14 protein-coding genes are annotated in these 14,351 nt (G+C 65.5%); 3 read left to right on the top strand and 11 right to left on the bottom strand.

What is annotated here, in order from left to right; translation table 11 throughout:
* Nucleotides 1-55 precede the first annotated feature (55 nt).
* The 5 genes from ppk2 to J2X53_RS03815 all read right to left on the bottom strand — a co-directional run bounded on the left by ppk2 (nucleotide 56) and on the right by J2X53_RS03815 (nucleotide 5,152).
* Entirely contained in the window at nucleotides 56-973 is a 918-nt protein-coding gene (gene ppk2 / locus J2X53_RS03795; RefSeq protein WP_349036118.1) for a polyphosphate kinase 2, read from the bottom strand.
* 66 nt (nucleotides 974-1,039) lie between these two features.
* A complete protein-coding gene (locus J2X53_RS03800; RefSeq protein WP_349036119.1) occupies nucleotides 1,040-2,368 on the bottom strand; it encodes a sigma-54 dependent transcriptional regulator in 1,329 nt (442 codons plus the stop codon).
* A gap of 7 nt (nucleotides 2,369-2,375) precedes the next feature.
* Nucleotides 2,376-4,145, bottom strand: coding sequence for an ATP-binding protein (locus J2X53_RS03805; RefSeq protein WP_349036120.1), 1,770 nt, complete (start codon nucleotides 4,143-4,145; stop codon nucleotides 2,376-2,378).
* A gap of 47 nt (nucleotides 4,146-4,192) precedes the next feature.
* Complete coding sequence (gene purQ, locus J2X53_RS03810) at nucleotides 4,193-4,861, bottom strand: phosphoribosylformylglycinamidine synthase subunit PurQ (protein WP_349036121.1); 669 nt, start codon at nucleotides 4,859-4,861, stop codon at nucleotides 4,193-4,195.
* 72 nt (nucleotides 4,862-4,933) lie between these two features.
* On the bottom strand, nucleotides 4,934-5,152 hold the full coding sequence (locus J2X53_RS03815) for a ribbon-helix-helix domain-containing protein (RefSeq protein ID WP_349036122.1): 219 nt from the start codon (nucleotides 5,150-5,152) through the stop codon (nucleotides 4,934-4,936).
* A 121-nt stretch (nucleotides 5,153-5,273) separates the two neighbouring features.
* Between J2X53_RS03815 and treY the strand changes: the two genes are divergently transcribed.
* Complete coding sequence (gene treY, locus J2X53_RS03820) at nucleotides 5,274-7,523, top strand: malto-oligosyltrehalose synthase (RefSeq protein WP_349036123.1); 2,250 nt, start codon at nucleotides 5,274-5,276, stop codon at nucleotides 7,521-7,523.
* A gap of 72 nt (nucleotides 7,524-7,595) precedes the next feature.
* Here the strand turns inward: treY and J2X53_RS03825 are convergent, their stop codons facing one another.
* A complete protein-coding gene (locus tag J2X53_RS03825) occupies nucleotides 7,596-8,054 on the bottom strand; it encodes a pyridoxamine 5'-phosphate oxidase family protein (RefSeq protein ID WP_349036124.1) in 459 nt (152 codons plus the stop codon).
* Between the two features lie 202 nt (nucleotides 8,055-8,256).
* On the opposite strand from J2X53_RS03825, the gene J2X53_RS03830 reads away from it, so the two are divergent.
* Both J2X53_RS03830 and J2X53_RS03835 read left to right on the top strand, forming a co-directional pair.
* Nucleotides 8,257-9,588 carry a hypothetical protein gene (locus J2X53_RS03830; RefSeq protein ID WP_349036125.1) on the top strand — a complete coding sequence of 444 codons (1,332 nt, stop codon included), beginning with the start codon at nucleotides 8,257-8,259 and terminating at the stop codon, nucleotides 9,586-9,588.
* Nucleotides 9,589-10,359 carry a hypothetical protein gene (locus tag J2X53_RS03835; protein ID WP_349036126.1) on the top strand — a complete coding sequence of 257 codons (771 nt, stop codon included), beginning with the start codon at nucleotides 9,589-9,591 and terminating at the stop codon, nucleotides 10,357-10,359. It abuts the gene before it with no gap.
* A 15-nt stretch (nucleotides 10,360-10,374) separates the two neighbouring features.
* On the opposite strand, the gene J2X53_RS03840 is transcribed toward J2X53_RS03835, so the two are convergent.
* The 5 genes from J2X53_RS03840 to J2X53_RS03860 all read right to left on the bottom strand — a co-directional run bounded on the left by J2X53_RS03840 (nucleotide 10,375) and on the right by J2X53_RS03860 (nucleotide 14,234).
* Nucleotides 10,375-11,733 carry a GntP family permease gene (locus J2X53_RS03840; RefSeq protein WP_349036127.1) on the bottom strand — a complete coding sequence of 453 codons (1,359 nt, stop codon included), beginning with the start codon at nucleotides 11,731-11,733 and terminating at the stop codon, nucleotides 10,375-10,377.
* A gap of 115 nt (nucleotides 11,734-11,848) precedes the next feature.
* Nucleotides 11,849-12,745: a TonB family protein gene (locus tag J2X53_RS03845; RefSeq protein ID WP_349036128.1), complete on the bottom strand. Its 897-nt coding sequence runs from the start codon at nucleotides 12,743-12,745 to the stop codon at nucleotides 11,849-11,851.
* Nucleotides 12,742-13,161 carry a biopolymer transporter ExbD gene (locus J2X53_RS03850; RefSeq protein ID WP_349036129.1) on the bottom strand — a complete coding sequence of 140 codons (420 nt, stop codon included), beginning with the start codon at nucleotides 13,159-13,161 and terminating at the stop codon, nucleotides 12,742-12,744. Before J2X53_RS03850 ends, J2X53_RS03845 begins: the two co-directional genes overlap by 4 nt.
* A 3-nt stretch (nucleotides 13,162-13,164) precedes the next feature.
* A complete protein-coding gene (locus tag J2X53_RS03855) occupies nucleotides 13,165-13,542 on the bottom strand; it encodes a biopolymer transporter ExbD (RefSeq protein ID WP_349036130.1) in 378 nt (125 codons plus the stop codon).
* Nucleotides 13,539-14,234: a MotA/TolQ/ExbB proton channel family protein gene (locus J2X53_RS03860; RefSeq protein WP_349036131.1), complete on the bottom strand. Its 696-nt coding sequence runs from the start codon at nucleotides 14,232-14,234 to the stop codon at nucleotides 13,539-13,541. Before J2X53_RS03860 ends, J2X53_RS03855 begins: the two co-directional genes overlap by 4 nt.
* Nucleotides 14,235-14,351: the final 117 nt, after the last annotated feature.

Raw genomic sequence — 14,351 nt, forward strand, 5'->3', positions numbered from 1 at the left:
TGGGCAATTTATGCCACACGCCATCCGGGCACGGATCAGGCCGCCCGCCCGGGGGTCAGTATTTGGCCGGAACGTAAAGTTCTGGCGGCAGGACGGCGCGTTCGTAATCGGGGTTGAACACCCGGTCGGGCAGGTGAACCTCTTCATGCGGGACCGGCTCGTAGGGGATCAGGCTGAGCAGATGGTCGATGCAGTTCAGCCGCGCGCGCTTTTTGTCATTGCCTTCAACGATATACCATGGCGCTTCGGGAATGTTGGTGCGCGCCATCATTTCCTCTTTGGCCTTGGTGTATTGTTCCCACCGCACCCGGCTTTGCAGGTCCATCGGCGACAGCTTCCACTGTTTCATCGGGTCGTGAATCCGCATCAGAAAGCGCATCTGCTGTTCTTCATCGGTGATCGAGAACCAGTATTTGATCACCGTGATGCCGGAGCGGACCAGCATCCGCTCAAAATCCGGCACATCGTGAAAGAATTGCTCGACCTGATCCTCATCGGCAAAGCCCATCACCCGTTCGACCCCGGCGCGGTTGTACCAGCTGCGGTCGAACAGCACGATTTCGCCGCCCGCAGGCAGGTGCGGCACATAGCGCTGGAAATACCACTGTGATTTTTCGCGGTCCGACGGGGCGGGCAGGGCGACTGCGCGCACCACGCGCGGGTTCAGCCGCTGGGTCAGGCGCTTGATCACCCCGCCCTTACCAGCGCTGTCGCGGCCCTCAAAGATCACCACGACCTTTTTCTTGTGATACTGCACCCAATCCTGCAGCTTGATCAGCTCGGACTGCATCCGGATCAAGGCGTGGAAATAGGTGTGCCGGTCAATCGTATCGGGGTGCTTTTCCTTGTAGATCCGCGAAATTTCCAGCGACAGCTGGGCATCTTCCAGCTCCAGCTCGAAGTCTTCGTCAAAGGTGTCGGCCAGTTCAGCCTGAAGCCAGTCTTGCGCGGGGGTATTGTCGGCGGTGTTCACGGCGGGAACCTTTCAGGGTTTTCCCGCCGTGAATACCTGTGGCTGTGTAACAGGAGTGCGACGGGATCAGGTGTAATCCTGCCTTTGCAATCCATATTTGGCCATCTTTTCGTTCAGCGTCCGGCGGGGCAGGCACAGCTCGTCCATCACCGCGACGATGCTGCCCTTGTGGCGGCGCATGGTGTTGTCGATCAGCATTTTCTCGAAGCTTTCGACATATTCTTTCAGCGGCTTGCCCTCGGTCGTCATCGCCGGGCCGGACGCCTCGTTATCGGCCATCAAAAGGCTGGCGATGGAGCCCGAGCCGCGCCGGTTCTGCAACACCGCGCGTTCGGCGATGTTGACCAGCTGGCGCACATTGCCGGGCCATGGCGCCTGCAACAGCTGTGCCGCCTCTTGTGCGGTGACCTGCGGCGCGTCGCAGCCGTATTCTTCGGCGAACTGTTCCGACATCCGGGTGAACAGGGTCAGAATATCCTCACCGCGCGCCCGCAGGGGCGGGCACAGGATGGTCATCGCACCAAGGCGGTAGAACAGATCGGCGCGCAGGATGTCTTCCAGCGTCTTGTCAGCCGCATGTTCGTTGCAGATCGCGATGATCCGGGTTTCCGGCGGGGTGCCGGATTCGTTGATCAGAGTCAGAAGGCGGGCTTGCAGCGACTGGCTGAGCGCCTCGACATCTTCCAGACACAGGGTGCCGCCGCGCGCCTCTTCGACCAGCGGGATCGCGCCATCTTCGGCCGGGCCAAAGAGCTTGGCCGCAAGCTGGTCTTCGGACCATGCCGCGCAAGAGATGGTGACGAATTTCTTCGATGCGCGCGGCCCCACGGCATGCAGCGCATGCGCCACCAGCGTCTTGCCGGTGCCGGTTTCGCCGTCGATCAGCACGTGGCTGTCGGCCTGGCCCAGATCGAGGATATCCTCGCGCAGACGCTCCATCACCGGGCTGCCGCCGATCAGCTTTTTCATCAGCACCGAGCCATCGGACAATTCGCGCCGCAAAGCGCGGTTGTCCAGCGTCAGGCGGCGGGCCTGGGTCGCACGTTTGGCCAGTTCGGTCATCCGGTCAGGGTTGAACGGCTTTTCCAGAAAATCATAGGCCCCGACCCGCATCGCCTCGACCGCCATCGGCACATCGCCATGGCCGGTGATCATGATGACGGGCAGGCCGGAATCCATGCTCATCAGCCGTTTCAGAAACGCCATGCCATCCATGCCCGGCATCTTGATGTCGCTGACGACAACGCCCGCGAAATCGGCGCCGATGCCTTTGAGCGCGTCTTCCGCACTGGCATAGGTTTCGGTGTCAAACCCCGACAGGGCCAGCCATTGGCTGATGGATTGACGCATATCGGCCTCGTCATCGACGATGGCCACTTTCATTGCGCGCGACATGAATACCTCATTCCGCAGCTTCCTGCTCTTTTATCGGCCCCAACAGGGGCAATTGCATTTCAAACACCGCGCCGCCGCCTTCGGCGTTGCGCGCGGTCAACCGGCCCCCCAGATCGCCCACGATCCCGGAGGAGATGGCAAGGCCAAGCCCGACGCCTTCGCCGGGTTTCTTGGTGGTGTAGAACGGCTCGAACAGGTTATCCAGATCGACGATCCCGTGCCCGTTGTCGCGCACCATCAGCATGGCAGTATCGCCCTGACTGAGGATCAGATCAATCTGTGGGCCCTGACGGTCCTTGGTCGCGTCCAGCGCATTGCGCAGCAGGTTGATGATCACCTGTTCCAGCCGGATCCGGTCGGCCAGCACCATCACCGGCTGGCGCGGCAGGGTGCGGGTGATCTTGACCACGCGCGCCTTGAGCTGGGGTTCCATCATCGACAGTGCAGAGCTGAGTGCCTGCTTCAGATCGACCGGCTCGAACGCCTCACCGCCCTTGCGGGCATAGGATTTCAGCTGGCGGGTGATCGCGCCCATCCGCTCGATCAGGTCGTCGATGCGCTGGAACGATGACAGCGCCTCTTCTGGGCGGCGGCGTTGCAGAAGCAGACGCGCGCCGGCCAGATAGGTTTTCATCGCGGCCAGCGGCTGGTTCAGCTCGTGGCTGACCGCTGCCGACATCTCGCCCAAAGCCGCCAGTTTGGACGACTGGGCGAGCGTCAGCTCGGCCACCGCCAGATCTTTCTGCACCTTTTCCCGCTCGGCAATCTCGCGTTGCAGGCGGGCGTTGAGCAGGCGCAGCTCTGCCGACTCGCGCCGGAAGCTCATGCTTTGCGACCAGGCCTTGCGCGACAGGGCGTAAAAGGTCAGCGCCAGCAGGATGGCAAAGCCCATGATTTCCAGCGCCAGCACGCCATTGACTCGCTCGCGCACGGAATCATAGGCGGTAAAGGTCACCATGCGCCAGCCACGGAACGGCACCCGCGCCTCGGTCTTCATCACGGCCTGACCGGCAAGATAGGCGTCGGGCGGGTTCTGCGCCCAGTCGGCGGTGGCCTGCAGCGCGCGCCCGATGGCCGACGGGGCTTCGCGCACCGCCAGTGCCTCGGACAATGGCAGCCCGCGCCAGCGCGGTTCGGTGGCCAGTATGACCGTACCTTCGCTGTCGGCGACCAGCACCGCATCCTGAAACCCGGTCCAGGCGCGTTCGTATTTCATCAGATCGACCGCCACCGCGATCACCCCCACCGGCCGCCCGTCCACGATGACCGAGCGGGAATAGGTGAAGTCAAATCCGGCGGTGCCACGTCGCGCGGCGGTAAAGATCGTGTCCTTGGCGCGCAGGGCATCGACGTAAAAGCTTTCGGTCCGGTAGGGCGTGCCCAGCAGATTGCGGTTGGTGGCCCCCACCACCCGGCCATCACGGTCCATCAGCATGATCGAGGCCACGCCGATTTCGGATTGCACCTTGATCAGGCGTTGCGAGGTCTGGGAAAAATTGCCGACCCGCAGCGCCTCGCCAAAGGCGGGGTCGGTGGAGAGCAGCAGCGGCACCACCGAGGTCCGCTGCAATTCCGAGATCATGTTGCCTGAGTAGAGCGCCAGCCGCAGATCGGCCCGGTTGCGCGTGGTTTCCGAGAACCGTTCGGTCAGCCAGCGGTTGGTAACCAGAACCACGCCGACGGCCAGCATAACCATCAGCGCAATCACCAGTTTGACGCGCCAGGAAATCCCCTGCACGTCTTCATCCTGATCAACTGGAAGCCGTGTGTCCGCCATGCGCGCGACTCTAGGCTCTGGTCAGAGCCGCCTCAAGCCGGGGCCGGTCAGGCAAGCGCCATCCCGCCCATCAGCGCGCGGAACATTCCGGCGCCATCGGTGCCGCCGTGAACCGGCTCGCAGGCGCGTTCGGGATGGGGCATCATGCCCAGCACGCGGCGGTTGTCAGACAGCACACCGGCGATATCGGCCATCGAGCCATTGGGGTTTTGCTCATAGGTAAAGGCAATGAGGTCTTCGCCTTGCAAGCGGGCCAGACCTTCGGCGTCGATGGTATAGTTGCCGTCATGATGCGCGATCGGAATCTCGATATCCTGCCCGCGTCCGTATTCAGAGGTATAGGCGCTGTTGGTGGTCTCGACCCGCAGCGTGACGCGCTTGCAGGCGAATTTGAGACCCGCGTTGCGCATCAGCACACCGGGCAGCAGGCCCATTTCGGTCAGCACCTGAAAGCCGTTGCAGATGCCCAGAACGAAGCCGCCTTTTGCGGCATGGGACTTGATCGCCGCCGCGATGGGGGATTGTGCGGCAATCGCGCCGCAGCGCAGGTAATCGCCAAAGGAAAACCCGCCCGGCACGCCCACCACATCAACGCCAAGCGGCAGGTCGGTATCCTTGTGCCAGACCCGTGCCACCTGAAACCCCGCCTGTTCAAAGGCCGATGCCAGATCACGGTCGCAGTTTGATCCGGGGAAGGTGATGACAGCGGCTTTCATGGGACTCTCCCTGAGGGTGCGATGAGTGTCGCCATAGCGCAAGTGGCAGCCCGCTTCCAGTCCGGGATTGGCCTATTTGCCGCGATAATGCAGCAAGACAAACACCCGGATCGCCGAGGCCAGCCCTGCATCGCCCTGACGGGCCGCATCAATGCGGGTGGCAAGGGCATTCACCGTCTCGTCCTGCTCAGTGGCGATGGTGCGAAAGGCATCCCAGAACTCAGGCTCCAAGGAGACGCTGGTGCGGTGCCCGTGCAGGGTCAGCGAGTGTTTGGCGGGGCGGGCGGTCATCGGCGCAGTCTAGCGGCGGATCGCCGTCGCGCAAAGGGGGTGACGCAGCAGCAGCTTCGGGGAACCGGTCTGGCCGGTAAGGGGTTGATCTGGTCGACATGCGTGTAACGGAGACTTGCCGATGCTGCCACTTGCCACCTATCGCCTGCAACTGCGCAACGGCGTGGATTTTGACCGTGTGCGGGGTGATCTGGATGCCATTGCGCGGCTGGGGGTCAGCCATCTGTATCTGTCACCGATCTTTGCGGCGGCATCCGGCTCCACCCATGGCTATGATGTGACCTGCCCCGATGCCATAGACCCGGATCTGGGCGGCATTGACGGATTTCGTCGTCTGGCCGCTGCGGCGCGGGCGCGCGGCCTTGGCATCATTCTGGATGTCGTGCCGAACCATACCGCGTTTTCACTGGAAAATCCGTGGCTGCGCGATGTGCTGCGCTATGGGCAGGAAAGCCGTTATGCGCAGCATTTCGACATTGACTGGTCTGCTGGGCGGTTGGTGCTGCCGTGGCTGCCGCGCCCGGTCAAGGCGCTGCTGGCCGAAGATGCGTTGCGGGTGGAACCCGATGCGCGGCTTGGGGCGGTACTGGTCGCGGGCGATGTGCGCCTGCCGCTACGCGGCGGGGCAGAGGGCTCGCTGGAGGAGGTGCTGGAGCGTCAGTGCTGGCAACTGGCCGACTGGCAGGCGGGCAGCGACTGCATCACCCACCGGCGGTTTTTCAACATCACCGAGCTGATCTGCATGCGGATCGACCGGGAAGAGGTGTTTGACGACATGCACCGGCTGGTTCTGGCCCTGATCGCCAGCGGCGATGTGCAGGGCCTGCGGGTCGATCATGTGGACGGTTTGCGGGCGCCGGGCGAATATCTGGCGCGGCTCCGCAACCGGGTGGGGCCGGATGTGCCGGTCTGGGTGGAAAAGATCCTGGTGGGAGACGAACCGCTGCCCGACTGGCCGGTCGAGGGCACCACCGGGTATGAGCATGGCCGCCACATCGCGCAGGTCCTGACCCCGCCCGGCGGGGTGGCAGCGCTGACTGCGCTGTGGTCGGGTGCACTGGGCCGCAGCACCGATTATCCGGCGACCCTGACCACCGCCAAGCGCGACATTCTGCGTTATGATCTGGCGGCAGAGGTGTTGCGGCTGGTCGATCTGGGCCGCGCCGCACTGGCCGACGACCCCGCGCATGATCCCGGCCCCGAAACCCTGCGTCAGGCGGTGATCGCGATGCTGGAGGGCATGCCGGTCTACCGCACCTATTTCGGCGAAACCGGGCAGTCGGCGGCTTTTGCCTTGCAGGCGGTCGAGCAGATGCGCGCCTATATCCGCGCCAGTCTGCGCCCGTCCACCACTGCGCTGCGCCTGACCGATTGTGTCGCACAGGCGCAGACCCCGGCAGAGGCCGCGTGCCGCGATTTCTTTCAGCAGACCAGCGGGGCGGTGCTGGCCAAATCGGCCGAGGATACCGCGCTCTATCGCTTTCTGCCCTATCCGGCGGCCTGCGAGGTGGGGGCCGCGCCCGATGATGTGGCGTTGACCTCCGACGGGTTCGCGGCGGTCTGGGCGGCGATGGCACCGGGGGCGATGGTGCTGACCTCGACCCATGACACCAAGCGCAGCGAAGATGCGCGCATGCGGCTGGTGGCTTGCGCGCACCTGCCCGACGCGGTGCAGATCCTGTGGCGCGAAACGTGCGCGCAGCCGCAGGTGCAGGCGGCTTTGGCCGGGGGGATGCGCAAGGATGAGCTGTGGGCTTTGATGCACGCCCTGCTGGCGGCCTGGCAACCGGCGGGCGACGTTGCCGACCTGCCCGAGCGGGTGGCGGCCTATCTGCAAAAGGCGATGCGCGAGGCAAAAGAGATCACCACCCCCTCTCATCCCGACGAGACGGCCGAGGCTGTGCCGCTTGGGCTGGCGCGCGATCTGGCCGCCGCTTGGCAAAGAGACCTGCCAGAGGCGGCGGCGGCGCTGATCGAGCGGGGTGAGATGCTGTCACTGGTGCAACTGGTGCTGAAAACCCTGTCGCGCGGCGTGCCCGATTTCTATCGCGGCTGCGAAGGCCCGGCATTCTGGCTGACCGACCCGGACAACCGCGCACCGGTCGATCAGCGCCAGCTGTTGGCGCTGGAGCAGGCGCAGACGTTCGGCGGGCAGAAATACCGCCTGACCCGCGACCTGCTGGCGCTGCGCCGCGAGCACATCACCGATCTGCGGGGGCCGGGCGGGACAACGCTGGATCAGGCCGGCCGGGGCTTTGTGGTGCGGCGACACACCAGAGCCGGAGTGATCAGTGTAGAGCTGCAAGCCGGACGCGCCCCGGTGCTGCGGCACACCCCTTTGGCGCAGGCCGGCATCGGGGATGCAGCTTGACCCACAGGTATAAAGAAAACCCCCGGACCTGTTGGTCCGGGGGTTTCTGCATCTGACAGCGTACAGGTCAGATCAGAATGCCAGGCTGAAATGTTCGCCCATATCGGGCTGCTTTCCGGTCAGTTTGGATTTCACCAGCTCAAAGGCAAAGCCAAGCCCGCCGGGGGTCAGCCAGACCTCTGCCTCGGTCGGGACCAGCCGGATCAGGCGGATGTCGGGGTCGTCGATGCCGTCGAACCAGCTGCTGGCCACCGGGTTCCACAGCTCTTCCAGCTTGGCCCGGTCCTGCACGATTCCGGCAGCACCCTCGATGCGGGCATGAATATCGTTCTCGCCGGTCACGATCAGCGAGGCATCAGACTCACCATTGGTAAGGGCGTTCACCAGATCGGTGCCCTGCGCGGTGATAAACCAGATCGCTGAATCTTCCTGCCGCGCATAGGGGGACATCGGAACATGGCGGGCGCTGCCGATCGCAAGCATCGCAGAATTCACGCCTTTGATTTCTTTCCAGAACTGATCGACCAACATCGGGATACCTCATTGTAGGACAGGGGCGGACATGGCCGCCTTCACCCTGTCAACTCCGGGCGGGAGGCGTGGTTCCAAAACCGGATGGGCCAGACCGCGCCGCAGCGTTCACGCTGTTGGCATTTGGTGCCGGGCTTGCCTGCGCTTATCTTTCGCAGGACCGCCTGCCGGGTTCCGGCCGCATTCAGGGAGCCGCAGACGCATGACCCCACCCCCCACAAGCGCCGAGGCGCGTGGCCTGCAATCCGCACGCGAGATTGAAGGCCATCTCAAGGCGCTGGAAACCTTTACCCCGATGGCGCTGGGCGTCTTGTCGGTGGCGTCGGGGATCTACACCTATCTGGGCGTCTCATCGCTGCTGAACAACTCTGGCGCGATGAGCTTTTTCGCGGCGGTGGCCTATTCGCTGGCAGTATCGGTCGCGATCTTTGTGTTCTGGAGCTATCTGATCCGCCTTTTGCCCGCGATGCGGAGTGCAGCCTCTAAACTTGGCTTGTTTTTGTCGATGGCGCTGGGGTCGCTGGCGATCATCGCCATGTCCAGCTGGCTGAACGCGGCGGCGCTTGCCGGCTCGGCGGCGGTGGAGCAGCATCTGGCCAGGACGGTGCAGGAGTATCAGGTCGGGCTGGAACAGACCAACCGGGTGACGGTGGCGGCGCAGGGGCTGGGCCTTGATGTCGCGCGCACGCGGCAAAGCTTTCAGGATCTCTCGGCGCAAGAGGCCACGGGCAATCTGTCTGGCACGGCGGGGCGGGGCGCGGTGTTCCGGGTTCTGACCCAGAAGGCGGACGAACTGGCCGGGCTGGAGGCGCAGATCGCGGCGCAAGGTCCGCTGGTCGAGGCCGCGTTTTCCGAAGGCAACCTGATCCTCAGCCGGATGCGGGCGCTGACCGCCTCCAGCGGTGATGTCGAGCAGCGCTCGGTCGAGTTTGCCGAAGAATCGGTGCGGCTGGCCGGGCTGATCGCGCAGTTGCGGCAACTTTCGGTGGCGCCTCTGGTGGCACGTGCAGCACAGGATCTGTCGGCCTCGGTCGTGGTGCCGGAACTGGACGGCTCGACCGACAGCATCCGCAGCGACCAGCGCAGCACGATTGATGCGGTGCTGACACTGCTGGCACAGCGAGCGACGACGCTGAAAGCGGCGGCGGATGAGGTGCTGGCGATGCCAACGCCGGATGACACCACCTATGCGCCGATCTCGACCGCCGATGCGGTGCTGCGCTATGCGGGCGATTTTGTCCCGTCCTGGGCCGGGGCGATTGCGATTGACCTGCTGCCTGCGGTGCTGGTGCTGATCATGATGGTGGCGCAAAGCGCGATCCGGACCGAGCGCGGCACCTCGGCCCCCGAGGAAACGATGACGCTGGCCGAAATCCGCGCCGCCGTGACCGCGCTGCGGGCACTGGAAGCGCCTGCGCCCGTTGCCGAACCGCTTGCAGAGCCGGGGCCGCCGCCGATGCGGGTGGCCGCTGTTGACCCCTTGCCTGAGGCGGCCGATGTGCCGCCGCCGCATCTGATCAGCGGCAGGCGCTGAATGACCGGCTGGCGGGTACCCCGTTCCGCGCGGGTGTTGCAGGCAATGCTGGTGGCGCAGGTGGCCTTGGCCGGGCTGATCGTGTTTGGCGATTTCAGCCGCGTGCTGCCCGATCTGTTCCGCGCCAACCCGGCCCCGCCCGCCGCCGTGCCGGTGCGCCCCGGCGATCAGACCCGCCGCTATGCGCCGCGTGATCTGCCGCGCGACCTGCCCGCCGGGCCAGGGTTTCCGCGCAGCGATGACGTGCCCGCGCGGTTGCAGTTCACCGAAATCACGGTTGACGGGGCCAGAACCGTGCTGCTGGAGGGCGCGATCGAGCCGGGCGATGCCGCCCGCTTTGCCGACTATCTGGAGCAGCGGGCGGCGGTGCCCGAACAGATCGCGCTGCACAGCCCCGGCGGGTCGGTCACGGATGCGCTGGAAATCGGGCGGATGATCCGCGCGGCAGAGGTGCCGACGCTGATGCCGGCGGGGGCGGCGTGTTTTTCGGCCTGCCCCTATATCCTTGCCGCCGGGACCGAGCGGCGGGTCAGCCGCACCGCGCTTGTCGGGGTGCATCAGCATTACTTTGGCGAAAGCACACTGTTGCCCGCCTTTGTCGCGGTCGAAAGCATTCAGCACGGGCAGGGCGAGGTGCTGGATTATCTGGACGAGATGGGCATCGACCTGCGGCTGGCGGCCCGCGCCATGCAGACCCCACCCGCCAATATCTACATTCTGGTCGAGGACGAGCTGACGGACTTTGCTTTGGCGACCGGGATGGTCGACTAGCGTTTCAAAGGTGGGTCAGAAGCTGCCGAACACCATGCCTAGCGCAATGATCAGGGCGCAGGCCAGGATGGGGATGACGACCGCCACCACAAAGATATCGCCGTAAGCCTGCCGGTGGGTCATGCCGCAGATGCCCAGCAGCGTGATCACCGCGCCGTTATGGGGCAGGGTATCAAGGCCCCCGGTGGCGACCGCCACCACCCGGTGCAGCAGAGCCGGCTCAGCGCCCTGCACAGCGGCCTGCGCGACCAGCGATGGCCCCAGCACATCCAGCGCAATCGACATGCCACCCGAGGCAGAGCCGGTGATCCCCGCCAAAGCCCCCGATGACAGGGCGGCCGAGATCAGCACATTGCCGCCCGACAGCCCCTCCAGACTGCTGCGCAACACCTCGAACCCCGGCAGGCTCGCGATCACCGCGCCAAAGCCGACAAGGCTGGCGGTGTTGAACAGGGGCAGCAGCGCGGATTCCGCCCCGGCATTCACCACCTGCATCATCTGCGGCGGGCGGCTGAGGATCAGGGCCAGCCCCAGCGCGAAAGCAAGCGCGGTGATCACCGACCACAGCCCCTTGACCCGCGCAAGCTCTGTCGCGCCATACCGCGCATCAGCCAGATAGCCGGTGTCGAGCGCGGGCAGGATCACGCTGCCCATCATCAGCGTCACCACCCCCACCGACAGGATCGGCACCAGCGCCACCCAGAGCGGCAGGGGCGTGTCGCGCGGCGGGGTTTCCGGCGTATCGGGCGGGGCCTCGCCCGCCATCCGCCGCACCCGCAGCTGCAGCCATGCAATCCCCAGCCCCAGCATCACCGCCGCCGCAATCAACCCCAGACCGGGGGCGGCAAAGGGGGTGGTGCCAAAGGTGGCCATCGGAATTGCGTTCTGGATCGAGGGCGTGCCGGGCAGGGCCGTCATGGTAAAGGTGAACGCGCCAAGGGCGATGCTCGCCGGGATCAGCCGGGCAGGCAGGTCGGTCCGGGCAAACAACGCCCGCGCAAGGGGCCAGGCAGCAAAGGCCACCACAAACAGCGAGACCCCGCCATAGGTCAGCACCGCACAGGCGGCGACCACGGCGAGGATGGCGTTTTGCGGGCCAAGCGCGGTTGCGATGGTCTGCGCCAGCCGCTGCGCCGCACCTGACGCCTCCATCACCCGGCCAAACACCGCACCCAGCAGGAACAGCGGAAAGAACGCGATCACAAACCCGCCCGCCGCCTGCATGAACACCTGTGTATAGCCCGCCAGCACCGGCGCGCCCGACAAACTGGCGGCCAGCAAGGCCAGCAGCGGGGCCAGCACCAGCACCGACATGCCGCGCCACGCCCCCAGAATGAGCAGGGCCAGAGCCATCAGGATCAGCAGAACCGTCATCTCGCCTCCTTGCTGCGCTGCAGCATAGCGCGTCGGCGGACGGGAGGATAGGGCGCCGCCGGGTCTGTCCGGGCGGCAGATGCGCACAGGCGGCGGATGGCTCTGCCTGCGCGGGTCAGCGCGCGAATTTCATCGGCAGGGTAAAGCTGTAGCTCGCGTCGGTCAGGCCCTTGGGGGCTGCAGCGAATTTGCCCGCTTGGCGCACGGCGCTGATTGCGGCCTCGTCCAGCGCGGCGTTGCCGGAGGATTTGGCGATTCCCACGCCGGTCAGCGCCCCGGCGCGGCTGACGGTCAGGCGCACGGTCACGGTGCCAGAGGCACCTCTGGCGGCAGAGGGATAGCGCTTGCGTCTCTCCACCCGTGCCCGTACCGACGCGCCCCAGCTGCTTTGCAGGTCGTTGATCCTGGCCGCAGACAGGGTTGCCGCCTGCGCCTCTCCGCCTTGACCAGCCTGCGCCCCACCACCGGTTCCGGCGGCTTTCTGCGCCACTTGCCCGGCCGAGGGTTGGCTGGCTGGCGGCTTTTTCTGTTCGGCGGGTTTGGCGACCTGCCTTGGCTCTGGTGGCTTTGTCACAACCTGCGGCTTTGCCTTTGGCCTGACCTTTGGCACAGGCTCCGGCTCTGGCTCCGGCTCAGGGGCGATGTCCGGCGGCGGCTCGGGCAGGGTGACATCGGCGACCAGCGGCGTGTCCGCCATCTGCGGCAGCGCCAGCATCGGCGGCGGTGCGGGGGGCAGCGCGGGTTCGGCGAGGGCGGCCATCTGCGGCGGCGGCTCGGGGGCCTCGGGCATCGCAAGCTCTGGCGCAGGTTCGGTGACGGGTTGCGGCGGGCGGTCCCAGTCGGCGACCAGATCGGCAAGGCTGGCATCGGCGGCTTGCAGCGATACCAGATCCTCGCCACCCGCGCCGGACGACACCGCACCCGCAGGGGCAGGCTGCGACACAAATGCCGCGATATGCAGGCCAATGGCAAGGGTCAGGGCGCAAACCGCCTGTACGGGTGCAGATGTCATGAACGCCCCCCTTCGGCCACGAGTTCAATGCTGGCAAACCCCAGTCCAGACAGTTTTGGCAGCAAACCAGCCAGAGTTGTGGCGGGCAGGGCGGTGTCTGCCCGCAGGGTCAGGCGGGGCGGTTCCGCCGTGCAATCAGCGGTGGCGCAATGGCTGTCGCGGCTGGCGCTGATCTGGGCCAAGGCGGCATCCGCCAAAGAGTCGCGATAACCGATCTGGCCGTCAGCGGCGATGAACAGGGTAAACTCGCCCTGCGCCTCGGCTTCGGTCTGCGCGACAGGCGGGGTGACCGCAAAGGGCTCGGGCGGGGTCAGACGGGCGGAAATCAGGAAGAAGATCAGCAGCAAAAACACCACGTTGATCATCGGCAGCAGGTTTTCGACAGGTTTCCGGCGGGGGGGATCACTGAAATTCATCGGCTACTCCACCAGCACCAGCCGCGAAAAACCCGCAGCGCCCAGCGTTTCCATCAGCACGACCAGCGCTTGCAGATCGGCCCCGTCCTGTGGCCGCAACACGATGGCATCATCAGGGCTGTCCATCAGCGCGGTCAGGGCGGCGGCCAGATCTTCGGGCGCGATGGCCCTGCCGTTCAGGCGCAGGCCCTCAGCAGACAGTTCCACCAGACGGGGCGGGCCAGAGTAGCTCCCGCCGCTGCCGGGCAGCGACAGCGGCACCGCCCGGTCGACGCCAAAGCGCGAGGCCAGCATGAAAAACACCAGCAGCAGAAACACGACGTCGATCATCGGCGTCAGATTGGGCCGCCTGCGGGGGCGATCTGCGCCAAAGCTGATCATTCTGCCGCCTGCTGCATCGGGGTCTCTGAGCTGGCCCCATGCAGGATCTGCGTCGCCGAATCCTCCATGTCATGGCGCAGCGAATCCACCACCGCCTCGAACCAGGTCAGCGCCACCTGTGCGGGGATGGCCACGGCCATGCCTGCGGCGGTGGTCAGCAGCGCCTCCCAGATGCCGCCCGCGAGTGCCGCAGGGTCGGCGCGGCTGCCCGCCTCTTGCAGGGCCTGAAACGCGGCGATCATCCCGGTGACAGTGCCCAAGAGGCCCAGCAAGGGGCCGATGGTCGAGGCCAGTTCGAGACCCCGCAATCCGGCGCGGGCCTTGAGCAGCAGGCCGCGCGCCACGCGCCCGGTTTCCGCTTCGGCGGCGTCGCGGTCCAGGCCGGGGTTCAGGGCGGCTCTCATCGCAGCATGGGCCAGAATGGCCCGCAGCGAGCGGCGCTTTTCCAGCAGGCTCAGGGCTTCTGCTGTTTGTCCCGTCTTCCACAGGGCCAGAGCCCTTGCTGTATGCCGCCCGCCCGACCACGCGCCGAACGACACAAGGCGCATGATTTTCCACAGAATCAGCGTGACTGTCAGAACCGACAGCAGCGCGATGGCCCACATCGCAGGGCCGCCCATTTCGACGAAGGACACAAAGGCTGACACGGCCGTTGCAGCGGTGTCTGTGCCCGGATCTGTAGCCGTTTCCATCTGCCTCTCCTGAGTTGCGGCTTTCGGGCTACAATTGGTGACTAAATTTGTCAACAAGGTGCGGAGACGATAACATGCACTTGCATGTATTTGTTGTCCCCGCTACCCGGCCCGCAT

The sequence above is a fragment of the Pseudotabrizicola sp. 4114 genome, from assembly GCF_031457365.1.
Lineage (GTDB): Bacteria > Pseudomonadota > Alphaproteobacteria > Rhodobacterales > Rhodobacteraceae > Pseudotabrizicola.

Bases quoted from the DNA above. Each gene is read 5' to 3' on its own strand.
- J2X53_RS03800 (WP_349036119.1), bottom strand. From the start codon at position 2,368: ATGTCGCGCGCAATGAAAGTGGCCATCGTCGATGACGAGGCCGATATG.
- J2X53_RS03805 (WP_349036120.1), bottom strand. From the start codon at position 4,145: ATGGCGGACACACGGCTTCCAGTTGATCAGGATGAAGACGTGCAGGGG.
- purQ (WP_349036121.1), bottom strand. From the start codon at position 4,861: ATGAAAGCCGCTGTCATCACCTTCCCCGGATCAAACTGCGACCGTGAT.
- J2X53_RS03815 (WP_349036122.1), bottom strand. From the start codon at position 5,152: ATGACCGCCCGCCCCGCCAAACACTCGCTGACCCTGCACGGGCACCGC.
- treY (WP_349036123.1), top strand. From the start codon at position 5,274: ATGCTGCCACTTGCCACCTATCGCCTGCAACTGCGCAACGGCGTGGAT.
- J2X53_RS03825 (WP_349036124.1), bottom strand. From the start codon at position 8,054: ATGTTGGTCGATCAGTTCTGGAAAGAAATCAAAGGCGTGAATTCTGCG.
- J2X53_RS03830 (WP_349036125.1), top strand. From the start codon at position 8,257: ATGACCCCACCCCCCACAAGCGCCGAGGCGCGTGGCCTGCAATCCGCA.
- J2X53_RS03835 (WP_349036126.1), top strand. From the start codon at position 9,589: ATGACCGGCTGGCGGGTACCCCGTTCCGCGCGGGTGTTGCAGGCAATG.
- J2X53_RS03840 (WP_349036127.1), bottom strand. From the start codon at position 11,733: ATGACGGTTCTGCTGATCCTGATGGCTCTGGCCCTGCTCATTCTGGGG.
- J2X53_RS03845 (WP_349036128.1), bottom strand. From the start codon at position 12,745: ATGACATCTGCACCCGTACAGGCGGTTTGCGCCCTGACCCTTGCCATT.
- J2X53_RS03850 (WP_349036129.1), bottom strand. From the start codon at position 13,161: ATGAATTTCAGTGATCCCCCCCGCCGGAAACCTGTCGAAAACCTGCTG.
- J2X53_RS03855 (WP_349036130.1), bottom strand. From the start codon at position 13,542: ATGATCAGCTTTGGCGCAGATCGCCCCCGCAGGCGGCCCAATCTGACG.
- J2X53_RS03860 (WP_349036131.1), bottom strand. From the start codon at position 14,234: ATGGAAACGGCTACAGATCCGGGCACAGACACCGCTGCAACGGCCGTG.